Annotated in this window: 18 protein-coding genes; 11 read left to right on the forward strand and 7 right to left on the reverse strand. The window is 42.4% G+C overall.

The window, feature by feature from the left end:
• The first annotated feature begins 148 nt into the window (after positions 1–148).
• From ACK8P8_RS15485 to rsxA, 10 genes are all read left to right on the forward strand, one after another.
• On the forward strand, positions 149–1,888 hold the full coding sequence (locus ACK8P8_RS15485) for a hypothetical protein (RefSeq protein WP_369860817.1): 1,740 nt from the start codon (positions 149–151) through the stop codon (positions 1,886–1,888).
• Positions 1,889–2,159: 271 nt separating this feature from the next.
• Complete coding sequence (era, locus tag ACK8P8_RS15490; protein ID WP_099290106.1) at positions 2,160–3,044, forward strand: GTPase Era; 885 nt, start codon at positions 2,160–2,162, stop codon at positions 3,042–3,044.
• Between the two features lie 70 nt (positions 3,045–3,114).
• Positions 3,115–4,422: a ribosome biogenesis GTPase Der gene (der, locus tag ACK8P8_RS15495; protein ID WP_099290105.1), complete on the forward strand. Its 1,308-nt coding sequence runs from the start codon at positions 3,115–3,117 to the stop codon at positions 4,420–4,422.
• A 137-nt stretch (positions 4,423–4,559) separates the two neighbouring features.
• A complete protein-coding gene (locus ACK8P8_RS15500; protein ID WP_186977904.1) occupies positions 4,560–4,979 on the forward strand; it encodes a SoxR reducing system RseC family protein in 420 nt (139 codons plus the stop codon).
• A gap of 66 nt (positions 4,980–5,045) precedes the next feature.
• Positions 5,046–5,921, forward strand: a complete 876-nt coding sequence (locus tag ACK8P8_RS15505) for a Fe-S cluster domain-containing protein (protein WP_186977906.1) — start codon at positions 5,046–5,048, stop codon at positions 5,919–5,921.
• A 50-nt stretch (positions 5,922–5,971) separates the two neighbouring features.
• Positions 5,972–7,303, forward strand: coding sequence for an electron transport complex subunit RsxC (gene rsxC, locus ACK8P8_RS15510; protein WP_186977908.1), 1,332 nt, complete (start codon positions 5,972–5,974; stop codon positions 7,301–7,303).
• A gap of 84 nt (positions 7,304–7,387) precedes the next feature.
• Positions 7,388–8,362: an RnfABCDGE type electron transport complex subunit D gene (locus ACK8P8_RS15515; RefSeq protein ID WP_186977910.1), complete on the forward strand. Its 975-nt coding sequence runs from the start codon at positions 7,388–7,390 to the stop codon at positions 8,360–8,362.
• A 76-nt stretch (positions 8,363–8,438) separates the two neighbouring features.
• Positions 8,439–9,032: an RnfABCDGE type electron transport complex subunit G gene (locus tag ACK8P8_RS15520; protein ID WP_176554870.1), complete on the forward strand. Its 594-nt coding sequence runs from the start codon at positions 8,439–8,441 to the stop codon at positions 9,030–9,032.
• Between the two features lie 21 nt (positions 9,033–9,053).
• Positions 9,054–9,641, forward strand: coding sequence for an RnfABCDGE type electron transport complex subunit E (locus ACK8P8_RS15525; RefSeq protein ID WP_099290100.1), 588 nt, complete (start codon positions 9,054–9,056; stop codon positions 9,639–9,641).
• Positions 9,642–9,719: 78 nt separating this feature from the next.
• Positions 9,720–10,295, forward strand: coding sequence for an electron transport complex subunit RsxA (rsxA, locus tag ACK8P8_RS15530; protein WP_186977912.1), 576 nt, complete (start codon positions 9,720–9,722; stop codon positions 10,293–10,295).
• A 25-nt stretch (positions 10,296–10,320) separates the two neighbouring features.
• Here rsxA and ACK8P8_RS15535 read toward each other — a convergent pair whose 3' ends face one another.
• A complete protein-coding gene (locus ACK8P8_RS15535; RefSeq protein ID WP_410026048.1) occupies positions 10,321–11,001 on the reverse strand; it encodes an HAD family hydrolase in 681 nt (226 codons plus the stop codon).
• Between the two features lie 138 nt (positions 11,002–11,139).
• On the opposite strand from ACK8P8_RS15535, the gene ACK8P8_RS15540 reads away from it, so the two are divergent.
• A complete protein-coding gene (locus ACK8P8_RS15540; RefSeq protein WP_410026028.1) occupies positions 11,140–12,540 on the forward strand; it encodes a CCA tRNA nucleotidyltransferase in 1,401 nt (466 codons plus the stop codon).
• A gap of 95 nt (positions 12,541–12,635) precedes the next feature.
• Here the strand turns inward: ACK8P8_RS15540 and ACK8P8_RS15545 are convergent, their stop codons facing one another.
• From ACK8P8_RS15545 to ACK8P8_RS15570, 6 genes are all read right to left on the reverse strand, one after another.
• Positions 12,636–13,166 carry a hypothetical protein gene (locus ACK8P8_RS15545; protein ID WP_099290095.1) on the reverse strand — a complete coding sequence of 177 codons (531 nt, stop codon included), beginning with the start codon at positions 13,164–13,166 and terminating at the stop codon, positions 12,636–12,638.
• A 105-nt stretch (positions 13,167–13,271) separates the two neighbouring features.
• Positions 13,272–13,652 carry a hypothetical protein gene (locus ACK8P8_RS15550; RefSeq protein WP_099290094.1) on the reverse strand — a complete coding sequence of 127 codons (381 nt, stop codon included), beginning with the start codon at positions 13,650–13,652 and terminating at the stop codon, positions 13,272–13,274.
• A 508-nt stretch (positions 13,653–14,160) separates the two neighbouring features.
• On the reverse strand, positions 14,161–15,648 hold the full coding sequence (locus tag ACK8P8_RS15555; protein WP_410026029.1) for a DUF4998 domain-containing protein: 1,488 nt from the start codon (positions 15,646–15,648) through the stop codon (positions 14,161–14,163).
• Between the two features lie 9 nt (positions 15,649–15,657).
• Entirely contained in the window at positions 15,658–17,010 is a 1,353-nt protein-coding gene (locus tag ACK8P8_RS15560; RefSeq protein ID WP_410026030.1) for a DUF4959 domain-containing protein, read from the reverse strand.
• 22 nt (positions 17,011–17,032) lie between these two features.
• Positions 17,033–18,985 carry a RagB/SusD family nutrient uptake outer membrane protein gene (locus tag ACK8P8_RS15565; RefSeq protein ID WP_410026031.1) on the reverse strand — a complete coding sequence of 651 codons (1,953 nt, stop codon included), beginning with the start codon at positions 18,983–18,985 and terminating at the stop codon, positions 17,033–17,035.
• Between the two features lie 18 nt (positions 18,986–19,003).
• On the reverse strand, positions 19,004–22,405 hold the full coding sequence (locus ACK8P8_RS15570) for a TonB-dependent receptor (protein WP_410026032.1): 3,402 nt from the start codon (positions 22,403–22,405) through the stop codon (positions 19,004–19,006).
• Between the last annotated feature and the right edge of the window lie 39 nt (positions 22,406–22,444).

Genomic DNA, 22,444 nt, shown 5'->3' on the forward strand with positions numbered 1-22,444 from the left:
AGTACCCAGTTCTACCTATAGAAGCCTATACCCATCGAAATCAACAATATAAGTAAACTTTATTCATAAAAAACACCAATAAAAATATTGTTCATATCAAACTTTATCCCTAATTTTACGTAGATACTACGCTAAATTTGAGAACGATATGAAAAAATTACTACCAACGATTATCATCTGTACCCTTTTCACGGGGATATTCAACACGAATCTCTTCGCGCAAAAGCAAAACAGGATTGAAAAACTTTACGAGCATATCGCGAGAGCCGAACGGGACAAATACGCGAGGGTAAAAGAGAGGATCGACCCCAAAAGTGCCGAAACGTATAAACATGAAATCGCTCTTGCTGATGCTTTGGAAACACTTCTTTTCGACCCGAATCTCGGGGCTGTAGAACCTTATCTGAAAACCAGTATGGAAGAAAACCGGCAAGATGACGGGGCTCGTGTTCGTTCCATCTGCCGGGATGCCGGCTTAAACTTCGAAACTTTCGTCTGGAAAGCCGATTCCACGATCTACGCTCTATTGACCTACTCCGACACACAATTACAAGATTCACGCGCCGTACTCGGATTATTGACAAAATACAAGTACATGATAACCCCGAAAATATTCGACTCGATCATCGCGCTAAAAGAAAAAGTACAGTTCGCCGATTTGAAAGCACAACCGACCTTGGGTAAATGTGAAACCTATTTCACCGATTTCGACACCTTGTATAACTATCCCGCCGTCGCTACCATCTATAATAAACTATTGTACGACAATGTTTGCACTTGCACGACCGACTCAACCATATTGTTATATTTCAACAACCCTATACTGAAAACATTCTACGCGGGAGCGAAAGAACCCCGTCCTTATAAAACCGACGTGGAAAAGATGTATGACATCCATTTATACGACATGGTCAAAAACGCCAAAAAACCGGAAGAGATGAAAACTGCCATCAACGCGTACATCAACTGCCCGTATCTTTCCGGCTATTCAAGAAACTTTCTCCCGGAAGTCGAATACACGAATGACAGCGTTGATCTGGTAATCCTCATAGCCCAAGTTGATTCATCCACGCAACTCCCGCTTGTAAAACAATATTTACAAGAACACAAGTATAAACAGTTCAGAGATAAAGCCATCCAATTAAGAGAACAATTCGTGGATTCCATGATTTGGACCACTCCGTCGTACACCAAATACTACACGGGCGACAAGATCATCCGAGAAATCCTTGTTTCGGGGGACACCACCACGAATATTTATTATAATTACAATGACCACGGCTACCTGCTGCAATCCGTGAAAAAAACACGTGCAAAAGATTCTTGTTTATCAAACATCACGACCACCTTTAAATACAACAACCTCGGCAAATGCTTCGAGGAAGAATCCGTGGATTCCCTATCCGGAAATATTCTGTGTCAAGTAAGTTGTCAATACAACATACAAGGGCATATCAGCATGAAAAACATCAAATGGAATAACGACAAGAGTCACACGGAAACCTATAACAATCAAGGACAACTCGTTCAAATACAAGAATACGACAACGGGCAAATATACGCCCAGACCGACTTGACATATGACAACAAGGGACGTTTAACACAAGAAATCAAAATAAACCTCAAACCGGACATCCACAACCCGATCACGAAACAAACATCACATTACGATTACAACCCATATGGTTACTTGACCGTTATATCATACGAGAAGGAAAATTTGCAAAACGAAAAAATCACGGGTAACATTACCATCCATTACGATGAATTCGGTAATCAAGTCGATCCGCGATATAAATACGAGTACGACAACACCGGGGCATGGATCGCTAAAACCGATCCTCAAAATCCCGCCAACACGGAAAAGATAGAATATACCTATAAATAAACACACGGTATTACTCGAGTAATCCTAGGGTAATCCTACTTCTACACGCTTACCGGGTCGATACACCTCACTTCTTTCGCCCTTACCTAACGGTGGAAGAAGTGATTTATAGCGAGCCCGTAAGCGAGTAGATATAGTATTACGGTAGAAATACCCGAGGTTTAAGGTTAATCAGACCTTACATTTTACTTCAGACCATCCAACTTAGAAGTACAAATTTCTCAATTCCAATTTTTAATTGTACTTTTGTGCCCAATAAATTTTTGAGTACATGGAGCATAAAGCAGGTTTTGTCAATATTTTAGGAAACCCCAACGTGGGGAAATCCACCTTGATGAATCGATTAGTCGGGGAAAAATTATCGATTATCACATCTAAATCCCAAACGACGCGCCACCGCATTAAAGGTATCGTGAACGGGGAGGATTTTCAAATCGTGTTTTCCGACACCCCGGGAGTCGTGAAACCAAGCTACAAGATGCAGGAATACATGCTGGACTTCTCGAAAACCGCCATTATTGATGCGGATATTATTCTCTACGTGACCGACGTGGTGGAAAATTTCGAGAAGAACGCCGACTTCATCGATAAAGTGAAGCAAAGCGAAGTACCCATCTTGTTGGTATTGAACAAAATCGATCTGACCACGCCGGATAAGCTGGATGCCCTGTTCGCGAAATGGAAGGAAATCATCCCGCAAGCGGAAATATTCCCCATCTCGGCAACCGAGAACTTCAACGTCGACAACCTGTACAAGCGGATACTGGAATTACTTCCCGTCGGAGAACCTTATTTCGATAAAGAAGAAATAACCGATATGCCCGCTCGTTTCTTCGTGACGGAAATCATACGGGAAAAAATCCTGTTGCACTACGACAAGGAAATTCCCTACTCCGTCGAGGTGGTCGTAGAAGAATTCAAAGAAGAAGCCAAAAGAATCAATATCATGGCGGTAATTAACGTCGAACGTGATTCACAGAAAGGCATTATCATCGGACACCAAGGTGCCGCCTTGAAAAAAGTAGGCACGGAAGCCCGAGTAGACATCGAAGCTTTCTTCGCCAAGAAAGTGTTCCTTAACCTTTACGTCAAAGTACTGAAAGACTGGCGGAACAAAGAAAACGATTTGAAACGCTTCGGTTACAAACAACTATAACATTAATAACTAAAATTGAGATTGCAAATCATCATTTTCAATTTTCAATTTTCAATTTTCAATTTATAAAATGAGTAATATTGTTGCCATAGTAGGACGCCCCAACGTGGGAAAATCAACACTTTTCAATCGCTTGGTCGGTGGACGAGTAGCCATCGTGAACGAGGAAAGCGGTGTGACCCGTGACCGGAATTACGGAAAATCAGTGTGGAACGGTAAAGATTTTTCCGTCATTGACACGGGTGGGTACGTTTCTAACAGCTCAGATATTTTCGAGGAAGAGATCAACAAACAGGTACTGCTGGCGATGGACGAAGCAGACGTGATTCTGTTCGTGTGTGACGTGGAATTAGGAATAACTGATTTGGATTACAGTTTCGCCCGTATGTTGCGAAAAGTCACGAAACCTGTTTACCTCATCGCCAACAAGGTGGATAATGGCGAACGTCTTTATGATGTTCACGAATTCTATAAACTGGGTGTCGGGGAAGAAATATTCCCGATCTCATCTATAAACGGTTCCGGAACCGGTGAATTACTTGATAAACTGGTATCTCATTTCACGAGCGACCCGTTGGAAGACGAGAATGAACTTCCCAAAATCGCTATCGTGGGACGCCCTAACGTGGGAAAATCTTCCACCATTAACGCCCTGATAGACAAGGAACGGAATATTGTTACGGACATCGCGGGGACTACTCGTGACACGCTGACCACCCGGTACAACCGCTTCGGGCATGATTTCTTGCTGGTGGACACTGCCGGACTACGTAAAAAAGCCAAAGTAAACGAGGACGTGGAGTTCTATTCCGTGATGCGTTCCGTGCGTGCCATAGAGGACAGTGACGTCTGTATGCTACTGATTGATGCCACCCGGGGTATGGAAGCCCAGGATTTGAATATATTCCACTTGATAGAGCGCAACCAAAAAGGTGTCGTGGTACTGGTAAACAAGTGGGACTTAATCGAAAAAGATAATAAAACAACGATTAACTTCGAGAAAGACCTGCGTGCTAAAATGGCGCCATTCAATGATGTAGAAATCATTTTCACTTCCGCGCTCACGAAACAACGTTTACTAAAAGCACTGGAAGCCGCCATTGAAACCTATCGCAACCGGGCTCAAAAACTGAAAACCTCGGAATTGAACCGCATCATGTTGGAGGAAATCGAGAACTACCCCCCACCAAGTTTAAAAGGAAAATACATCCGCATAAAATACGTGACTCAATTACCCACGAAAACGCCGACTTTCGCGTTTTATTGCAACTTACCGCAATACGTGAAAGAACCGTACAAACGTTTCTTGGAAAACAAAATCCGTGAACACTGGAATTTCACCGGGGTGCCGATTCAAATATTTATGCGGAAGAAATAAATGAGTTCATAAAGTTCATAAGGTTTGTAAAGTTTATAAGGTGAAAAACTCGTGAATACTTTATAATACGTGTATCGTGTAAACTTTAAACCCCGAAGGGGTAACTTTATGAACTTTATAAACCTTAAAAACTCATCATGGCAGCAAAGGACACAATAGAACACGACGGAATTGTTATAAAAGTAGAAAATAACGCCATTATCGTGCAGATACAAAATCAATCGGCGTGTGCTTCTTGTCATTCTAAGGGAGCGTGTGGCCTGTCGGAAGTAGCACAAAAGAATATCACGGCGGAAAAACCGAATGTTCCCGTGGCTGTCGGCGACAAAGTTATTGTTACCGCCAGTACCCGCAATGCCATGCTCTCGGTCGCATTTGCTTATATCATTCCGTCCGCGTTAATAATAGTACTTCTTGCCCTCTTGATCACGGCGGGGACAAGCGAAGTTATAGCTGCCGCAATTGTACTTCTAGCCGTTGCTGTTTACTTTGTTATCCTATATTTATGTAGGAATAGCTTCACCCGAAAAATAAAATTCAAGGTTAAAATAGCATAACCTAGAAAAAAAATAATAACTTTACGGGCGCTATAACAAACTAGAGGAGACAAAATAAACACCTTTATGATGACTACTACCATTATCTACACTATTATTTCTTTGTGTGCCATTGGTATTGCGGCTGCCGTAATCCTGTATTTCGTGGCACAAAAGTTTAAGGTCGAAGAAGATCCTAGAATCGATATCGTGGAAAGTATCCTTCCCGGCGCGAATTGCGGGGGATGCGGCAAACCCGGGTGTAGGGGTTTCGCGGAAGCCACGGTGAAAGCCACTTCATTGGATGGACTGTTTTGTCCGGTGGGAGGAGCGGATACGATGGCGAAAGTCGCTTCCGCTTTAGGCATGGAAGTAACAGCTCAGACACCACAGATTGCTGTCGTGAAATGCAACGGCACGTGTGACAATCGTCCACGCACGAGCACGTACGACGGGTACAAATCGTGTGCTATCGAACATTCTCTCTACCGGGGAGAAACCGATTGTACATACGGTTGTCTTGGTTGTGGCGACTGCGTCAACGTCTGCGCTTTCGATGCCATTCACATGGACGTCAACGGTCTGCCCGTTGTTTCCGAAGAAAATTGTGTTGCCTGCGGTGCTTGCGTTAAAGCCTGCCCGAGAAACATTATCGAATTGCGGAACAAGGGGCCCAAAGATCGCCGGGTTTTCGTGTGTTGCGTGAACAAAGACAAGGGAAACATCGCCCGCAAAGCTTGTACGGTTGCCTGCATCGGTTGTGGGAAATGCGTCAAAGAATGTCCTTTCGAGGCAATTACCTTGGAAAACAACTTGGCTTACATCGACTTCCGCAAGTGTAAACTTTGCCGGAAGTGCGTGAGCGCATGTCCGACACACGCGATCCACGAGGTAAACTTCCCTCCGAGAAAGATTACCGAACCAGCGACCACGGAAGTGAAAAACAACGAATCGATTCAATGATTGCCGATTCAAACTAAAATTTAAAATCGTAAATCTAAAATTAATACACCGTGCTTAAGACATTTAAAATTGGGGGTGTACACCCACCTGAAAATAAATTATCAGCACAAGGGGAAATCATCACGTTACCCCTTCCCGAACAAGTGATCATACCACTATCTCAACATATCGGGGCACCTGCCGTTCCCACGGTGAAAAAAGGTGATACAGTTAAAGTAGGACAACTTATCGGTCAAGCCGCCGGATTCATTTCCGCCAACATCCACAGTTCCGTATCGGGGACAGTCACGAGTATCGATCCCGTGGTGGATGCCAGCGGTTATCCCAGACCAGCCATCACGATAAAAGTCGAGGGTGACGAATGGGACGAGAATATATTGAAGGAACCGCTCGCGAAGCATCCCAATACTTTCACGAAAGAAGAAATCATCGCGGCTATCAGTGCCGCCGGTATCGTGGGTATGGGGGGAGCAACGTTTCCCACGCAAGTGAAATTATCCCCGCCTCCCGGAAACACGGCTGAAGTATTAATCATCAATGGTGTCGAATGTGAACCGTATTTAACGGCAGACCACCGTCTGATGCTGGAACACGGGAAAGAGCTTATCGCCGGGATTGAACTGCTAATGAAAGCTCTTAACGTGAAACGTGCTATCGTGGGCATCGAGAACAACAAAAAAGACGCTATCGAAGAACTTGGCAAACACGCCAGATTGAGCGACGGCATCGAGATATGCCCGTTAAAAATACAATACCCGCAAGGAGGAGAGAAACAATTGATACAAGCCACCACGGGTAAATTCGTTCCGTCCGGCGGACTACCTATCGCCGTGGGAGCCGTCGTTCAAAACGTCGGGACAGTATATGCCGTTTACGAGGCTGTCATGAAACACAAACCGTTATTCGAACGGGTGGTTACCGTTACCGGGAAATCGCTGAAAGAACCGGGTAACTATCTATGCCGTATCGGGACACCGCTCTCTCAACTCATCGAGGCAGCCGGAGGACTTCCCGAGGACACGGGAAAAGTGATCGGTGGCGGCCCGATGATGGGAAAAGCCTTGACGACAACCAACATTGCTATCACGAAAGGAACAAGTGGAGTATTACTCATGCGGCAGGAAGAATCCGTCCGGAAAGAGTATCGCAACTGTATCCGTTGTTCGAAATGCGTTACCGTATGCCCGATGGGATTGGAACCGTATTACCTGATGCAACTTAGCGAACACAACAAGCTGGATGCATTGGAAGCCGAAAAAATAATGGATTGCATCGAATGTGGTTCTTGTAGCTATACCTGCCCGGCAAACCGTCCGTTACTCGACGTGATTCGCTTGGGTAAAGCCAGAACAGGACAAATGATACGTTCACGTAAAAACTAATTTAATTGTAAATTTTAAATTGTAGATTGTAAATTTACTTGTCTTCAATTTAAAATTTAAAATCTAAAATTTAAAATTATTTGTATGAGTAATTTCACCATATCACCCTCCCCTCACATTCATGGCGGGGATTCGATAGAAAAAAACATGTACGGGGTACTGATTGCCTTAATCCCCGCATTTATCTTTTCTATCGTGTTTTTCGGGATAGGAGCCATTCTGGTAACCCTTACTTCCGTGGCAGCCTGTCTGATCTTTGAATTTATTATCCAGAAATACCTGATGAAACAACGCCCCACGATATGGGACGGCTCGGCTATCATCACGGGTGTATTATTAGCGTTCAACCTTCCCTCGTCCCTTCCTTTATGGATTGTGATAATCGGTGCTATCGTGGCAATCGGTATCGGCAAAATGAGTTTCGGGGGATTGGGAAACAATATTTTCAACCCGGCACTCGTGGGACGCGTATTCTTATTGATTTCGTTCCCGGTACAAATGACTTCTTGGCCTGTACCTCACGGATTTTCGACAGTAGATGCCGTAACAGGGGCTACACCTTTAGCTATCGTGAAAGAAGCAGTAAAGAACGGGCAATCCGTGGCTGATGCACTTGCGTCCAGCGGAATTTCGACAAGCAACATGATTATCGGTAACATAGGAGGTAGCTTGGGAGAAGTTGCCGCTATCGGTCTTCTGCTCGGTTTCGCCTATATGTTGATTCGTAAAATTATTACATGGCATATCCCCGTGACAATTTTCGCCACAGTAATCCTGTTTGCCGGAATATTGCACTTGGCAAATCCCGCACATTTTGCTGATCCCCTGTTCCATCTTTTCACGGGAGGTATGATGTTGGGAGCGATCTTTATGGCGACGGATTACGTAACATCCCCCATGACGCATAAAGGTATGATCATTTTCGGTATCGGTATCGGACTACTGACCGTGATAATCCGTACCTTCGGTGCTTATCCGGAAGGAATGTCATTTGCCATATTGATCATGAACGGCTTCACCCCGTTGATCAACAGATATTGTAAACCCGTTCGATTTTAAATTTTAAATTGTAGATTGTAAATTACTTACACTTGAAATTTAAAATTTAAAATCTAAAATTTAAAATCACAAGATGATGGGAAAGAAATTAGAATCGAGTTTTAAAAATATGGTATTGGTGTTATTCTTGGTAACACTCATATCCTCAGCCGCCGTGGGAGTTGTCAACTCATTCACGTCGGGATTAATCGAGAAGGTACAAATCGAAAAACAGACACAAGCAATACGTGCCGTGGTCCCGACTTTCGATAATGACCCCATGACAGAAAAATACACGGTAAAACCTTCGGAAAATGAAGAAGAAGTTGAGTTTTATCCTGCCAAACAGAACGGGGAATTAGTAGGAACAGCCATTAAAACTTACACGAACGACGGATTCGGGGGAAAAATAGAATTAATGGTAGGTTTTACTCCCGACGGAACAATTTACAATTATTCCGTGTTGAGCCACAAAGAAACCCCGGGGTTAGGTTCCAAAATGGATACATGGTTCGTGAAAGGTGCCAAAGGTGACATTACCGGTAAAACACCGGGAACGAAAGGACTGCAGGTTTCAAAAGACGGAGGGGACGTGGACGCTATCACGGCTGCCACTATTTCATCCCGTGCCTTTTTGGACGCAGTAAACCGGGCAGCCAAAGCGCTGGAAAAAGATACCAAACAAAAGTAGAACAATCGAAAAAATAAAGATATGAACAACTGGCAAAACTTTACCAAAGGGTTCTTTAAAGAAAATCCCACCTTTGTACTATTGCTCGGGATGTGCCCCACGCTGGGAGTCACCACGTCGGCAATCAACGGCTTGGGAATGGGATTGGCTACCGCCTTCGTGCTCGTGTTATCCAACCTTGCTATCTCGCTCGTGGCAAACTTGATTCCCGATAAAATCCGTATTCCCGGATTTATCGTTATCATCGCGGCATTCGTTACCGTCGTTGATATGTGTATGGCAGCCTATCTACCTAGCTTGCACGAATCACTCGGGTTATTCATCCCGTTGATCGTGGTAAACTGTATCGTGCTGGGACGTGCCGAATCTTTTGCTTCCAAGAACAAAGCCATTCCTTCCATGCTCGACGGATTAGGAATCGGTTTGGGATTCACGATGGCACTGACCTTGTTGGGATGCATCCGTGAAGTATTGGGTAGCGGAAAAATCTTCAACATCACCCTGTACAGTGAAAACTACGGAATGATCATCTTCGTGTTAGCCCCCGGAGCTTTCATCGCACTAGGTTACTTGATCGCGTTTATTAATAGAATAAGAAAAACCAATTAATTTTTGATTTATGATTTTAGATTCCAGATTCATATCTCATCTTACTCATAAATCATCAATCATAAATCGCAAATTATTATGGAATACATATTTATATTCATAGCCGCAGTATTTGTCAATAATATCGTATTGGCGCAATTCTTGGGTATCTGCCCGTTCCTTGGGGTTTCCAAGAGTGTTCCCACGGCTTTAGGTATGACCGGAGCCGTGACATTCGTGATGATTTTGGCCACGTTGGTTACTTTCATCGTGCAAAAAACGGTACTTGATCCGTTCCACATAGAGTTCATGCAAACTATCGTGTTTATCCTGATTATTGCAGCACTCGTGCAAATGGTGGAGATCATTCTGAAAAAAGTAAGCCCCTCGCTTTATCAGGCGTTAGGAGTATTTCTTCCCTTAATCACGACAAACTGTGCCGTACTGGGAGTTGCCATCATGGTTATCCAAAAAAACTACAACTTACTCGAGTCCGTGGTTTTCGCTGCCTCTACCGCTATCGGTTTCGGGCTCGCCTTAACCATCTTTGCCGGCATCCGCGAACAATTGGAACTTTCCTCTATCCCCAAAGGCATGAAAGGAACTCCAATCGCTCTAGTAACCGCGGGATTGTTAGCCTTAGCATTCATGGGCTTCTCCGGAATCGTCAAATAAAAGAGGGAGTGGTCGACCACTCCCTCTAGTCCATAAAGTCTAAAAGTCCATAAGGTCGTAAGGTCAAATCCACGAACCCGTCATACGAGTATCCCGTGAAATCCTCGATTACCCGATCCACCATTCCCTCGATCTTCTCTTTCGCGTTTGTTGTAGCCAACCCGACTACCTTCATGCGGGCATTACGTCCAGCCTCGATACCGGCAAAAGAATCCTCGAAAACGCAACAAACATCTGTTTCCATCTGCAGTTCTTTAGCCGCCAGTAGATAACATTCCGGAGCAGGCTTGGATTTCGTGATCTTATCGGCAGTAATTATTCGCTCGAAATACTCGGTAAATTCCGGGTGAGCCTTCAAGGCATACGACATTTTCACGTTATTGGAACTCGTCACCAAAGCAATCCTCACGCCATGATCTAACAATACTCGAATAAAATTTTCGACACCCGGCACGTAAGGATAATTCATTTTTTCCTCGAACTCTTCCAACTCTTGGGAAATCTGTTGCTGCAAATCCATATTACCCCCGAAATAATCCTCCAGAATCTTCTCCGTCGTCATCCCTTTAATCTTCTTGTAAAAATCAGGCATTCCGGGATGAAAACGCTTTCCCTGTTCTATCCAGAAAAGATCGTATTGTCCTTCCGTGTCGAGAACCACTCCATCCATATCAAACAATGCTGCAAATCTTCTTTCTCTATTCATCATATCCTTAAAAAACTGTTCGCGAATATATCGAAAAAGAATCTCCCTCCGCAAATCAGAATCAAATTATTTGGTCTGTAAGGGATAACTTGATAATTTTGTACGCGAATCAGTTTACTAAAGTTTATGCCTCAAAATATGCAATTAACTCATCCCATTTTTAAAATCTTATCCGGAATAGCAGCAGAAAAAGGTTTAGAGATATACGTGATCGGGGGATATGTCCGCGACTTGATTTTAAAACGCCCTTCCAAAGACATTGACATTGTAGTTTTAGGTAGCGGGATAGAATTGGCAGAAACCGCGGCAAAACAATTGGGCAATCTGACTGTTTCCGTGTTCAAAAACTTCGGGACAGCCATGTTTCGATACAAAGGAATGGAAATCGAATTTGTCGGGGCACGTAAGGAATCCTATCAAAGGAACTCCCGTAAACCGATCGTGGAAGAAGGAACCATTGACGATGATCAAAAACGCAGAGACTTCACGATAAACGCTTTGGCGATCTCTTTAAATCAAGATACCTACGGGCAACTGGTCGATCCGTTTGGAGGAATACAAGACTTGGAAGACGGGATATTACGAACCCCGCTCGACCCCGTGATTACCTTTTCGGATGATCCGTTACGCATGATGCGAGCCGTTCGTTTTGCCTCTCAATTGAATTTCACGATTGAAGCGATCACTTTCAAGGGCATTATCGCCAACAAAGAGCGTCTGAAAATCGTGTCGAAAGAACGTATCATTGATGAATTCAATAAAATCATGCTATCCCCCCGTCCTTCCGTGGGGCTGAAATTACTGGAACAATCCGGGCTACTGGAGGTATTCTTCCCGGAACTCACCGCACTCAAGGGAGTAGAGTCCGTGGACGGTATCGGGCATAAAGACAACTTCTATCACACGTTGACCGTGCTGGATTCCGTCAGCCGGGTGTCAGACAATCTATGGCTTCGCTGGGCAGCCTTGCTTCACGACATAGGCAAACCCGTTACCAAAAAATTCGTGCAGGGACAAGGCTGGACATTTCACGGGCATAACCACGTCGGCGAACGCATGGTCGGCAAATTATTCAACCGCCTCAAACTGCCCCAGAACGAAAAAATGAAATACGTGCAAAAACTCGTATTCCTGCACATGCGTCCAATTGTCCTTTCGGAAGAAATCGTAACCGACTCGGCTGTCCGCCGTCTTTTATTTGACGCCGGGGACGACATCGACGATTTAATGACCCTTGCCGAAGCGGATATAACTTCCAAGAACGAAGAGAAAGTGCGTCGCTTCATGCACAATTTCCGGATCGTTCGTCAAAAATTAAAAGAAGTCGAGGAAAAAGACGCCATCCGGAACTTCCAACCCCCGGTAAGCGGCGAGGAAATCATGGAAATCTTCAATTTACCCCCGTGCAAAGCTATCGGAGATATTAAAAATGCCATCAAGGAAGCTATCCTCGACGGCATCATAAGTAACGATCCCGCAGAAGCCCGAAAATACATGTTCAAGGTCGCTGCCGAATTGGGAATACAGAAGAGTTCATAAAGTTAGAAAGTTCATAAAGTTTATAAAGTAACTAATTCTAAATACTTTATGAACCTTACAAACTTTATAAACCAAAATAGAAAGGAAAACCCTTTCTATTTTAAGAAGTAAGCTATTTGTTTGGCAGGAGTTCCCTCGTAAACTTTTACCTCAGTTCTCGGCACATCGTTGTAAGGAACAAATTCCATCACCTGCAATAAAGCGTATTGTTCATCTTCACTACAAAATACTTCCAAACTCAAATTGGATTGATCAGAACGACTCAATGACTGAAGATTATCAAATTTATTCTGTTCAATGATATCATACAACTGTGAAGATTGATTGGCAGCCACGTACACTTTGTGCTTTTTCATGGCTTTTCCCGTCGGTTTGTACACGTACTTTTCTTTTTTAATGATAAATGCCATAATTCCCCAACCCACAACAGCCAACCCGAGCATAATAATGATAGAAGAAAGCGTATCGCTTTGTGCCGTGTTGATATGATTTGCACCCACCCAAAGAATAGCGGCTCCCACGATCAACAAGCCCAAGGGTTTCACGGGTGATTTTTTCTTTTTCTCTACTTTACCTTCATCTACTTTCAAGATTACGTCATCTATATAGTCAAATTTTGTTTCCATAATTATGATTTCTATGTATAATTTATAATGTTTAAATTTCAGCACACCAAAACACACTTCACCCGTTCACGAACAAGCAAAGTCTTCCCACGAAATAAACCTAAATCATACAATGATTTCACGCAAGGCAAAGACGTAGTATCCCCCGTCCTGTCTTAACGCGAAAAAGTCGAGATAATCATTTTCGACATACCTGAAGTAAGGTGTAAATACCCTTTTATACTCCTCGAACTGAATCGAGAAACTATTTCTTTGTAAATGACGGCAGGGAGGCTGTATGTTAGACACTTCATGCACCACGTTCACCGGTAGCGCATTCCCGTTCATCGCCGTCAACATTGCCAAACGTTCGAAAGCCTCCTTTTCATTGGAAACAAGCCTCTCTTGGCTCACTACCTTTTCCATGTAGCGAGTGGCATCTACCCGTTGTCCCAGATAGACTACCGCCAAAATAAGCAGCACACAATATTTCATGAAAGCTTTCATACCACTTTTCTACGATAAATTCAGAACAAAGATACAAAATCATTCGAGGAAATACACCATATCACATGATTTTTCGTGCCCGTTCATAAAATATAAACCTACTGCCAAATCTTCGATTTCTCAAAAGAAAACATTCCGAAACTTGCGATATAAAGACTTTTTTCGGGCTTCCCCGTTATGTAATGAGCAGAAAACGGGAAGAAATAAGGCATGGCTGTTTATTCACACATTCAACCATACTCAACTAACATTCGACATATCCGGTGTTAAACGGGTAGTCATCAAGTGTTGTACTGGAGTTGTAGCCCGTTCTCACCTTCTTCTCCTCCCGTTTTCTTCCCATTCTTAACGAAAAACACTTTCACTCCCCTAACCCATCCGAGAAGCTGCCTCTCAGGAGGGATTATACATGTTATATAAACCTTTCACTTTTCCTAAAAAACGAAGAGAGAAAAAGATGCAATTCTTTTTCTCTCCATTTATAGGTTAAATTATACACCTCACACAACTAAAATATTCTTATTTTACCCAATGATACCGTATAAAAAGTTTTGTTGTAGGCTTGATCACTTACAATAAATTTCAAATAACGACCATGCAAGGAAACAGGGAGTGTAATGATCGTGCTTTCTCCTACCGTATTTCCCAAAGTATTCTCTATTACATAAGTCGCATCTTTCCAAGTTTTATTATCCACAGATACCTTAATCTGGATTTTCTTAGCAATACATGGCTCGTATGCAGAAGTGACCGACAATTTCTGGGTAACCAAGATTCCATTTACAGTCTGAATTTCTTGCATATCCACTACCATCTCGTAAGTATAAAATTTAGAATGCCGTGTCGGTTGCCACCCTCTCGTGGAACTTTCATCAAATATAACATCAATTCCTTCCCCGTATTCTTCATTCGAACAAGAATACGTCCAATTTTGACTACTAAGGAAAGATAAATCTTCCGGAAGCTTTGGATTAGGCAGATCATCAATAAAAGAGAATTCCCCAATCGGGAAATAATGCTCGTTATAACGTTCCACCTTCAATCCATTTACTTTACAAGCAACATCCAGCGCAAACGTACTGATTTCAAGATCGGAAACCTTACTTGCATTCTTATTTTTACTCAAGTTTCCTTCACTCAAATAACGATTTTTCCCCAAGACCAACGTTTTCAAATTCGGGAAATTCAATATATCCTCAAACGAATTTATATCATAATCTATTTCCAATTCTGTTTGAGCATTCACGAATGCTTCCGTAATTTCCGACTGTCCATATTTTTCCCTGAGCCATTGTTTAAAATCGGGTGTATAAGTCCGGTTATCACGTGTCAATTCATAAGGATTAAAAACAATCAAATCCGAACATCCACTCAATCGCCCACTACGGTTAATCGTTACTTTTGTTCCCGCATCTATCTCATCCGGAACCAAACAATATTTATTATCGGTAACAAAAACACTATCTAATTCTAAAATTTTACGTTCTCCTCCCGAATAATAATTTAAACTGGCTGTTTCAACATCACTTTGCCACTCACTAAAAATAATCGCCAAATGATTCCCAACGAAGAAATATTTGTCAAACATTCGCGTGAACGACTTTATACTCTCGTGATCAAGCGTATAAGGTCGTTCGCTAGTTAAAGCAGGTAACGAACAATTCCCATCTTTATCCACGCTGCGCACGGCAACCTCATAAGTTGCATTTTCCAAATTCCGTATATTACATTCCGTAGTTCCTTTCTCTAACAAGGAATCTCTGGTAACCCCGTCTAACGTCCAACTGACTTTAACCTTATCTATTGCCGGATCTACATGATTCGTCCACGTTACGATTAATCTTTGCCAACCGGGCTTCACAGATAAACCATTGCACTTTCCCAGATAACGAATCGTACCTTCCCCGGCATAATCACTATACGTATCTTCCAAACTTTCACATCCCCCTAAAAATAATAGGGAAACGATAAACCATAAATATCTTTTCAATTTCATAACACGACCTTATTTTGCTGTATAAATTTCCAATTCGTGAATAGTTACATGTTTGTTATAATTAGAACCACTCGTGGCATTTTCAAAACCCGCAGGACTATAAAACACCTCATTTATCACGAATTTCACATAACGATATTTATTTCCGGTAGCCGGACAACTTAATCGCATATAACAAGGCTCTGCAAAAGAAAGAGCCTCCAAACTTGGAATTTCATATTCATCGTCCCCATTATTACAACGTTTACACCATCTCAATTCATTGTCAATCTCCCGATCTTGCTCGAAATGCACAATTTCTTCCCATGAAGCATCATCTGCCATATCATTAGAACCGTAAACGGTTACGCTACTTGGTAATTTAGATGCATAACAACTCGTCCAAATATCACCGTATTTTTCTAACCATCCGGGATACCAATCACTAGGTCCCATGGGAAAAGAATATCGCACAAACAACATAGCATAAAGCCTAAATTCAGCAGGAAGTTTCTGTTCTTTCATATCAATAATAAACAATGGTTTACCGAGACAATGCTCTTTTGACAGATAAGTACAGAAATTATCCCATCCCTCCCAACCAAAACAAGATTCTCCTTTTAAATCTCCATCAAACAAATATGATTTACCTAATCTGTACACTGGATCTTCTATTGAAAAGTTTTCCGGATCATAAAAATCAAAATCAACTGGATTCAATTTTTCAATTTGCAAAGGTTCTACATTTTGCCACACCTTCTCTTTCACCATGTACCCACGAAAATCTTCCGTGCGAACCACAACATCATAAGAAGGACGAACTTGTTGAGGGGTTATTTGTAAAGAACCAGCCCCTTGAGCCAAAACAAAACTATTAATCAATAGCGTGTCCGGCTGTTTACTCACGGGATCTTCTCCAACATAAAACACGTGCGCCATTCCCTTTGACTCTTCTTTAATATCATAGTTGAGGCAAATACTACCCCAAGCAGGATAAACTTCCAAATGCTCAAAAAAGGATACAGGTCCCGAATCTTTCGTGTCAAAAGTTACATCCACAGGTTCCGACTCCAAATCATCATTATTACAAAGAGTCACACGGGCTGGCACTCCTTTTTGCGATTCATTAAAACCCAATAAAACCAAGGAATCACACGCATAACTACCGGAGCAAATCATCGCTTTACCGAAAGCATCCTTGTAACGTACACGAATATAAAGAATGTCCCCATCGGAAGGTAACTTGTAATGCATAATAGCTCCTCCCGGGATAGGAGTAAAAGACAAATTTTCAGCCGGTATCGAGGTTTCAAAATAAGCATCGTCATCCTGACAACCGTAAAACGCCCAAAGTGCCAATAATATATATATTAACTTTTTCATACTTCTTTGATTTTTTATCTATTTACCAATTGGGATTCTGCTCACAACCCGAAATAAGAATCTCCTCACTACGGATCGGGAAAAGATAATCTCTCGGGGCAATAAATTGTCTTTTAGACCACACCACCACTGGCCCCTCGAAATTATTATAAAATTGTCTTTGAGTCTTCCCGGTAACAAGCCACCCGTAAAGTTTCGCGTTCAATTCTTCGGCAGCCGTCAACCAACGACGTAAATTCCAAAAACGCCTGCCTTCAAAAGCGAACTCCACGTTCCACTCCTGCCTAATAATCTGACGCATGCCAACCTTCGTTCTCACCTTTCCCGGATCCGTAGAGTAATTTTGCCATGCCTCCTCCACATCAGGAATTCCGGCCCTCTCACGCACCGCATTCAACGGATCATAGACGTGTTCCTTATCGGGAATCTCCAAATACTCGTTCCAAGCCTCCGCTTTCATCAAATAAAGGTCTGCCAAACGGATAAGCACACAAGCCTCTTCATTAGAGAACGTATTTTTGTAATCTAGATTGCTTTGAGAGGAACGAGAACCTTTTTTCATATAATATCCCGTCAAATTCTGCGCTTGAGAATTGGATATTCGCGTATATAACGTCCCGAATCGTTCACCTTGATAGGCTCTCACAAGATCATTCTCCGCATGAATAGTCTCTCCCCTCTGGAAATAACAGCGATCTGCCGCAATATGTGCATAAAAACGAGGTTCCCTGCGAAGATGCAAACGCAACACGCTATCAACGTCAAGCAAAACAACGTTTCTATATTTAGTATCTGTTTCTTTTCCTATTTGATAACGAGAAGAATAATCCCATGTACGATCTTCATCTATAGGCACGCCATGCTCGGTGTAATACATCTCGACCATTTTAATACTTGGGGCAATACACCCGATAAGATCCGCATTATAATCAGGCGTCCCACTTCTGAAATAGGGGCGTGTCCACCTTGTCCATGATGTGGTAGCACGATTTTCATACTGAATCATAAAAATGGCTTCGCTACTTTCAAAATTTCTTGCTAAAGATGACTCCTCAATATCCAACATAATATCACGTAACCCTCGATCATCTTCTACTGCCCCATCTGTCTTATTAGATATAAGTTTCTTACCATTTTCCAAACAAATCATCAAAGCCGTATCAACAGCCTCCGCTGCACGCTTCCACTTTTCCCGGTCAGGAGTTGGGTTGAAAAAGTTTTCCCCACTTTTACTGGTAAAGTTCGCCAAAGCCGGATTCCCGTTAAACAAAGGAGAAGCCGCATAAAACAAAGTCATAGCCTTAAGTGCCGCCGCTGATTCCAAACTGTGATAAGCCCTACGGCTTACTGATTTTTGATTCATCGGGGGCAAATCCTTCATCGCTTCATCCAACAAAGTAACGATTTCTTCGACACAAGTATCAAACGGAGCGCGAGGTTGTTTCATTTCCCCGATACTAGCATTTGTGGCAACATTCTTCGGAACCAAGATAATAGGCCCGTATCGACGAAGTAATTCAAAATAATAATGCGCCTTAAGAGCCTTTATTTCAGCAGACCACAATACTTTCTCTTGTTCTTCCATGTTATATACCCCACCGATCTTCTCCAAAAAAGTGTTACAATAACGGATTGCATTGTAAGCTGCATCCTTTCGCCAAATATTCCCGTAAGGATTCGCTGTCATTTGTAAACCATCTCCTATATAAAAACCCGCCCAATTATACGCAAATTGCTGCCGAATAAAATCACCGGCTACCACCTCGTCTGCCCCGGTGTAAGCCGGATTAGAGATAATGGAAGTTGTATAAGGCGACAAGAAGGTGTGACAGAATTTAAACCAATTTTCCGCCTGATCCCGTTTTTCAAAAATGGTTTCAATCGTTTCAATGTCATTATCCGGAACGACATCCAAGTAGTTACACCCGGGAAAAAGTATGGTTAATATCAACAATAACGAATAAAAATGCTTCATAATCATCGTGCATTAAAATTAGAAACTAAAATTCAAGCCTACCGTATAGGTTTTTTGAATCGGATAATTAAAACCGTTTTCACCTAATTCAACATCCCATATTTTAAAATTGGATATCAAGAACGGATTATTGGCACGTGCAAAAAATTTCACATTCTGCAATTTCCATCGCTCCATCAATTTCCGCGGCATATTGTACGCCACCTCCAAAGAAGTACAACGCAAGAATCGACATTCCCGCATAAAATATGTACTCTTACGGACTTCGGACGCCTTACTATCATACCAATTTTCCTCGGGATTATGTTGTATTAAATTATATGTCGACAACCGGGGCCAAAATGGCTTCTTCGTCATATTATCTTCCGACCAATGGTCTTTATAAATAGCTGTCAGCATAGCGTGGTCATCAACAAACGGCGATAATTTCTCTGGATTCATGAAAAACGAACGCTTGCCTGAGCCTTGAAATGCAAAACTGAATTCAAAGTTTTTATAATTGATAAATCCGTGGAAACCATATATCAACTGAGGGGTCTCCGGGAAACCGATAAACGTGGCATCGTTCACATCAATCATGCCGTCACCATTGATATCACGATAGCGAATATCCCCGGGCTTCACATCACCACTTTGCTTGGGTGAATTATCTATCTCCGCTTGGTCTTGAAATACTCCTTCTGCAATGTATCCTATCGCTTGAGAAATTTCTTTTCCTACCTTCTTTTGCCATACAGGTTTGTCACTGGCTTCTTCAATAGCTTTATACACCACTTTATTATAAGTAAGGGTTCCATTCAAAATAATCCAAAAATCAGGCGTGAAAGCATGTTGTATTTTACCGGAAAAATCAATTCCACGAGAACGGGATTTACCGATATTATCCAATTGAGAATACTCGATACCCATGTTTGCCGGTACATTCGTACGGTACCCTATAATATTATGCCTGATTTCTTGGTAAGCATCTAAAGTGAATTCTACAAGACCTTTGAACAACTTCGTTTCGATACCCAAATTTAACTGTTCCGCAATTTCCCATTTAATTTTCTCATTAGCATAATATAGTACTTTTTTAGCCACAAAAGCACTACCACCGGTACCGGATTCCGGATCCGTAAATCCCATTTGTCCCACTAAATTAGGCAAATAAACAAAGCGGGGAGAGGCCACGATACCGTCATTACCGACTTGCCCGTAGGATGCCCTGAACTTCAAAAAATCCAACCATTTAGACGTCGACGCCATAAACGGCTCGCTAGTTACAACCCATGCAATCCCACCAGCAGGGAAAAAGCCCATTTGGTTATTCTCGGCAAAACGTTCAGAACCGTTATATCCAAAACTACCTTCAACAAAATAACGGTCTTTATACCCGTAACTCCCACGCATAGAATACGTCAAGTTACGTTGTGGCATTCCGTCCAACACTTTTTGAATGGGTGTATAGGTATATTCCGAAGCTTGAAAAACTGCTGTTAACGAAGTTTGGTGTTCCTTCCAAGCCGCAGAATGCAACAGGCGTGCTTCATACGTAACCCTCGTGTTGGTTGTTGAAACCCTAGCATCAGAATCTATCGTTAAAGCCCTGTAAGACGTTACGGATAAATCTTGTAAAGTATGTTTACCCGTTTCAAAATCGTAATTAAGCAGTGAATATTTAGCCGGTATCGTCTTAAAACCGGTAGTATAATAGCCGGCTTGTGATACGGAAACACTTGCTCTCGCTTCCAAGCCTTTCACGAGACTGGAAAGATTATGAATATATTCTGCCCTATTCGTTGTAGAATAACGTGTCCTTTCCAGATACCCTCTATGCAATTGCATATAAGGATTAATTTGTTTTTCAGACTCTGTTGTCCCGAAACGAAGGTGAGGCCAATTGTATGTATCATCCCCGGGATAAAGTGGAGCGAAATCCACAGGAGAAGCATTAAACGCTAATGAATAAGCTTGAGTAACACTCTCTAGCGGACCATGGTATTTATCTATTGTCGTCGATGAATTAACCACTAATTTAATACCAGCTTTTAAATCTATATTCAAATTAGCCCTGAACGAAGTTTGATTATTCGTGATATTACAGTCAAAATCATTTAATTTGTCCGTTTTCAACATACCCATATCACGATTGTAATTCACGGAAGCATAGTACTGAAGCACTTTTCCTCCTCCGCGAATATTCACCCCTAAATGATGGTTTGTATTATAATCCTTAAACATGATTTTATACCAGTCGTTAGCCGGATACACCCAAGAAGGATACTTACCAGAGGCTGTACGATTTATCCGTTCTACGCTATATTTAGGAGTTGCCAATGGGTCGCGAGCAAGCAAAGCCTGATTATACATTTTCATGTAATCAATCGGATCCACCACATCAAGTTCTTTTGTCGGCATCGAAAATACAGCCTCGTAACGAGCCGTGGCATACACACTTCCCTCCTGTCCTTTCTTCGTGGTCACTAAAATCACACCATTCGCTCCACGGGCACCATACATAGCCGTGGCTGAGGCATCTTTCATCACGCTGAAAGACTCAATATCCTCCGGGGCAATGCGTGCCAAGTCCAACTTGGAAGATTCCACTCCGTCCAACAGGATCAACGGGTCTATATTCGCCCCGGTCTGAAATGACGTGATTCCACGGATATAAAATTTTGTATTCATCTCTTCCTCGGTCAAGGCGGCTGGAAGACCTCCCGTTTGCCAACCGATCATACCCGCAATTTTACCGGCAAAACTTGAAGTCAAGTCACTGTTTGAGGATTTCAAATCCATCGGACGTACCGTCGTGATAGCCGATACCACGCTCTCTTTTTTCTGCGTACCAAACGCCACAACCACTGTCTCATCCAGTTCCTGACTCTCCTCTTTCATGGTAACACGAAGTGTATCCTTTGCCGTTCTCTCGAAAAAGTCCAATGTTTCCCTTTTAAAACCGATAAAAGAAAATTCCAATGTCCCTTTCAGCATAGGTAAATCCAAGGCGAACCACCCGTCTGCATTCGTGGACGTTCCCAATGCTACTCCGGATACCTTCACCGTCACACCCGGAATCGGTTGCTTTTTCGTGTCGTACACGAATCCTTTCAAACGAATAGATTTCTTTTCCTCTTTCGTATCCCGCGGCTGAATCACTATCACCTCATCTTCAATTCGATAAATAAATCCCGTACCACGAAGTACCTCATCCAAAATTTGCTGAATTGTGGCATCCTTCACATTCAAGGATTTCACCCGCAAATTTCTCACGTCATCCACGTTATAAATAAACGTGAACGCAGTGTTTTTTCTAATCGCAGAAAATACTTCTGTCAAAGAAACATCTTCCAACGAAAGTGTCAATCTTGCCTCCTGCGAATAAGTCGTTGCCGACACAGACACGGATAACAAGAAAAAAAGCACAAAAAATTTCATAGTCAACAACTTTTTACGTAGCCTTATTTTCATAAGACC

It is taken from the genome of Butyricimonas muris (assembly GCF_046365375.1).
GTDB lineage: Bacteria > Bacteroidota > Bacteroidia > Bacteroidales > Marinifilaceae > Butyricimonas > Butyricimonas muris.

Excerpts from the sequence above, each read along its gene's own strand:
- ACK8P8_RS15500 (WP_186977904.1), top strand. The coding sequence starts at position 4,560 with ATGGCAGCAAAGGACACAATAGAACACGACGGAATTGTTATAAAAGTA.
- der (WP_099290105.1), top strand. The coding sequence starts at position 3,115 with ATGAGTAATATTGTTGCCATAGTAGGACGCCCCAACGTGGGAAAATCA.
- ACK8P8_RS15505 (WP_186977906.1), top strand. The coding sequence starts at position 5,046 with ATGATGACTACTACCATTATCTACACTATTATTTCTTTGTGTGCCATT.
- ACK8P8_RS15515 (WP_186977910.1), top strand. The coding sequence starts at position 7,388 with ATGAGTAATTTCACCATATCACCCTCCCCTCACATTCATGGCGGGGAT.
- ACK8P8_RS15550 (WP_099290094.1), bottom strand. The coding sequence starts at position 13,652 with ATGAAAGCTTTCATGAAATATTGTGTGCTGCTTATTTTGGCGGTAGTC.
- ACK8P8_RS15540 (WP_410026028.1), top strand. The coding sequence starts at position 11,140 with ATGCAATTAACTCATCCCATTTTTAAAATCTTATCCGGAATAGCAGCA.
- ACK8P8_RS15565 (WP_410026031.1), bottom strand. The coding sequence starts at position 18,985 with ATGAAGCATTTTTATTCGTTATTGTTGATATTAACCATACTTTTTCCC.
- rsxA (WP_186977912.1), top strand. The coding sequence starts at position 9,720 with ATGGAATACATATTTATATTCATAGCCGCAGTATTTGTCAATAATATC.
- ACK8P8_RS15525 (WP_099290100.1), top strand. The coding sequence starts at position 9,054 with ATGAACAACTGGCAAAACTTTACCAAAGGGTTCTTTAAAGAAAATCCC.
- ACK8P8_RS15545 (WP_099290095.1), bottom strand. The coding sequence starts at position 13,166 with ATGGAAACAAAATTTGACTATATAGATGACGTAATCTTGAAAGTAGAT.
- ACK8P8_RS15570 (WP_410026032.1), bottom strand. The coding sequence starts at position 22,405 with ATGAAATTTTTTGTGCTTTTTTTCTTGTTATCCGTGTCTGTGTCGGCA.
- ACK8P8_RS15485 (WP_369860817.1), top strand. The coding sequence starts at position 149 with ATGAAAAAATTACTACCAACGATTATCATCTGTACCCTTTTCACGGGG.
- ACK8P8_RS15555 (WP_410026029.1), bottom strand. The coding sequence starts at position 15,648 with ATGAAATTGAAAAGATATTTATGGTTTATCGTTTCCCTATTATTTTTA.
- ACK8P8_RS15520 (WP_176554870.1), top strand. The coding sequence starts at position 8,439 with ATGGGAAAGAAATTAGAATCGAGTTTTAAAAATATGGTATTGGTGTTA.
- era (WP_099290106.1), top strand. The coding sequence starts at position 2,160 with ATGGAGCATAAAGCAGGTTTTGTCAATATTTTAGGAAACCCCAACGTG.
- ACK8P8_RS15535 (WP_410026048.1), bottom strand. The coding sequence starts at position 11,001 with ATGAATAGAGAAAGAAGATTTGCAGCATTGTTTGATATGGATGGAGTG.
- ACK8P8_RS15560 (WP_410026030.1), bottom strand. The coding sequence starts at position 17,010 with ATGAAAAAGTTAATATATATATTATTGGCACTTTGGGCGTTTTACGGT.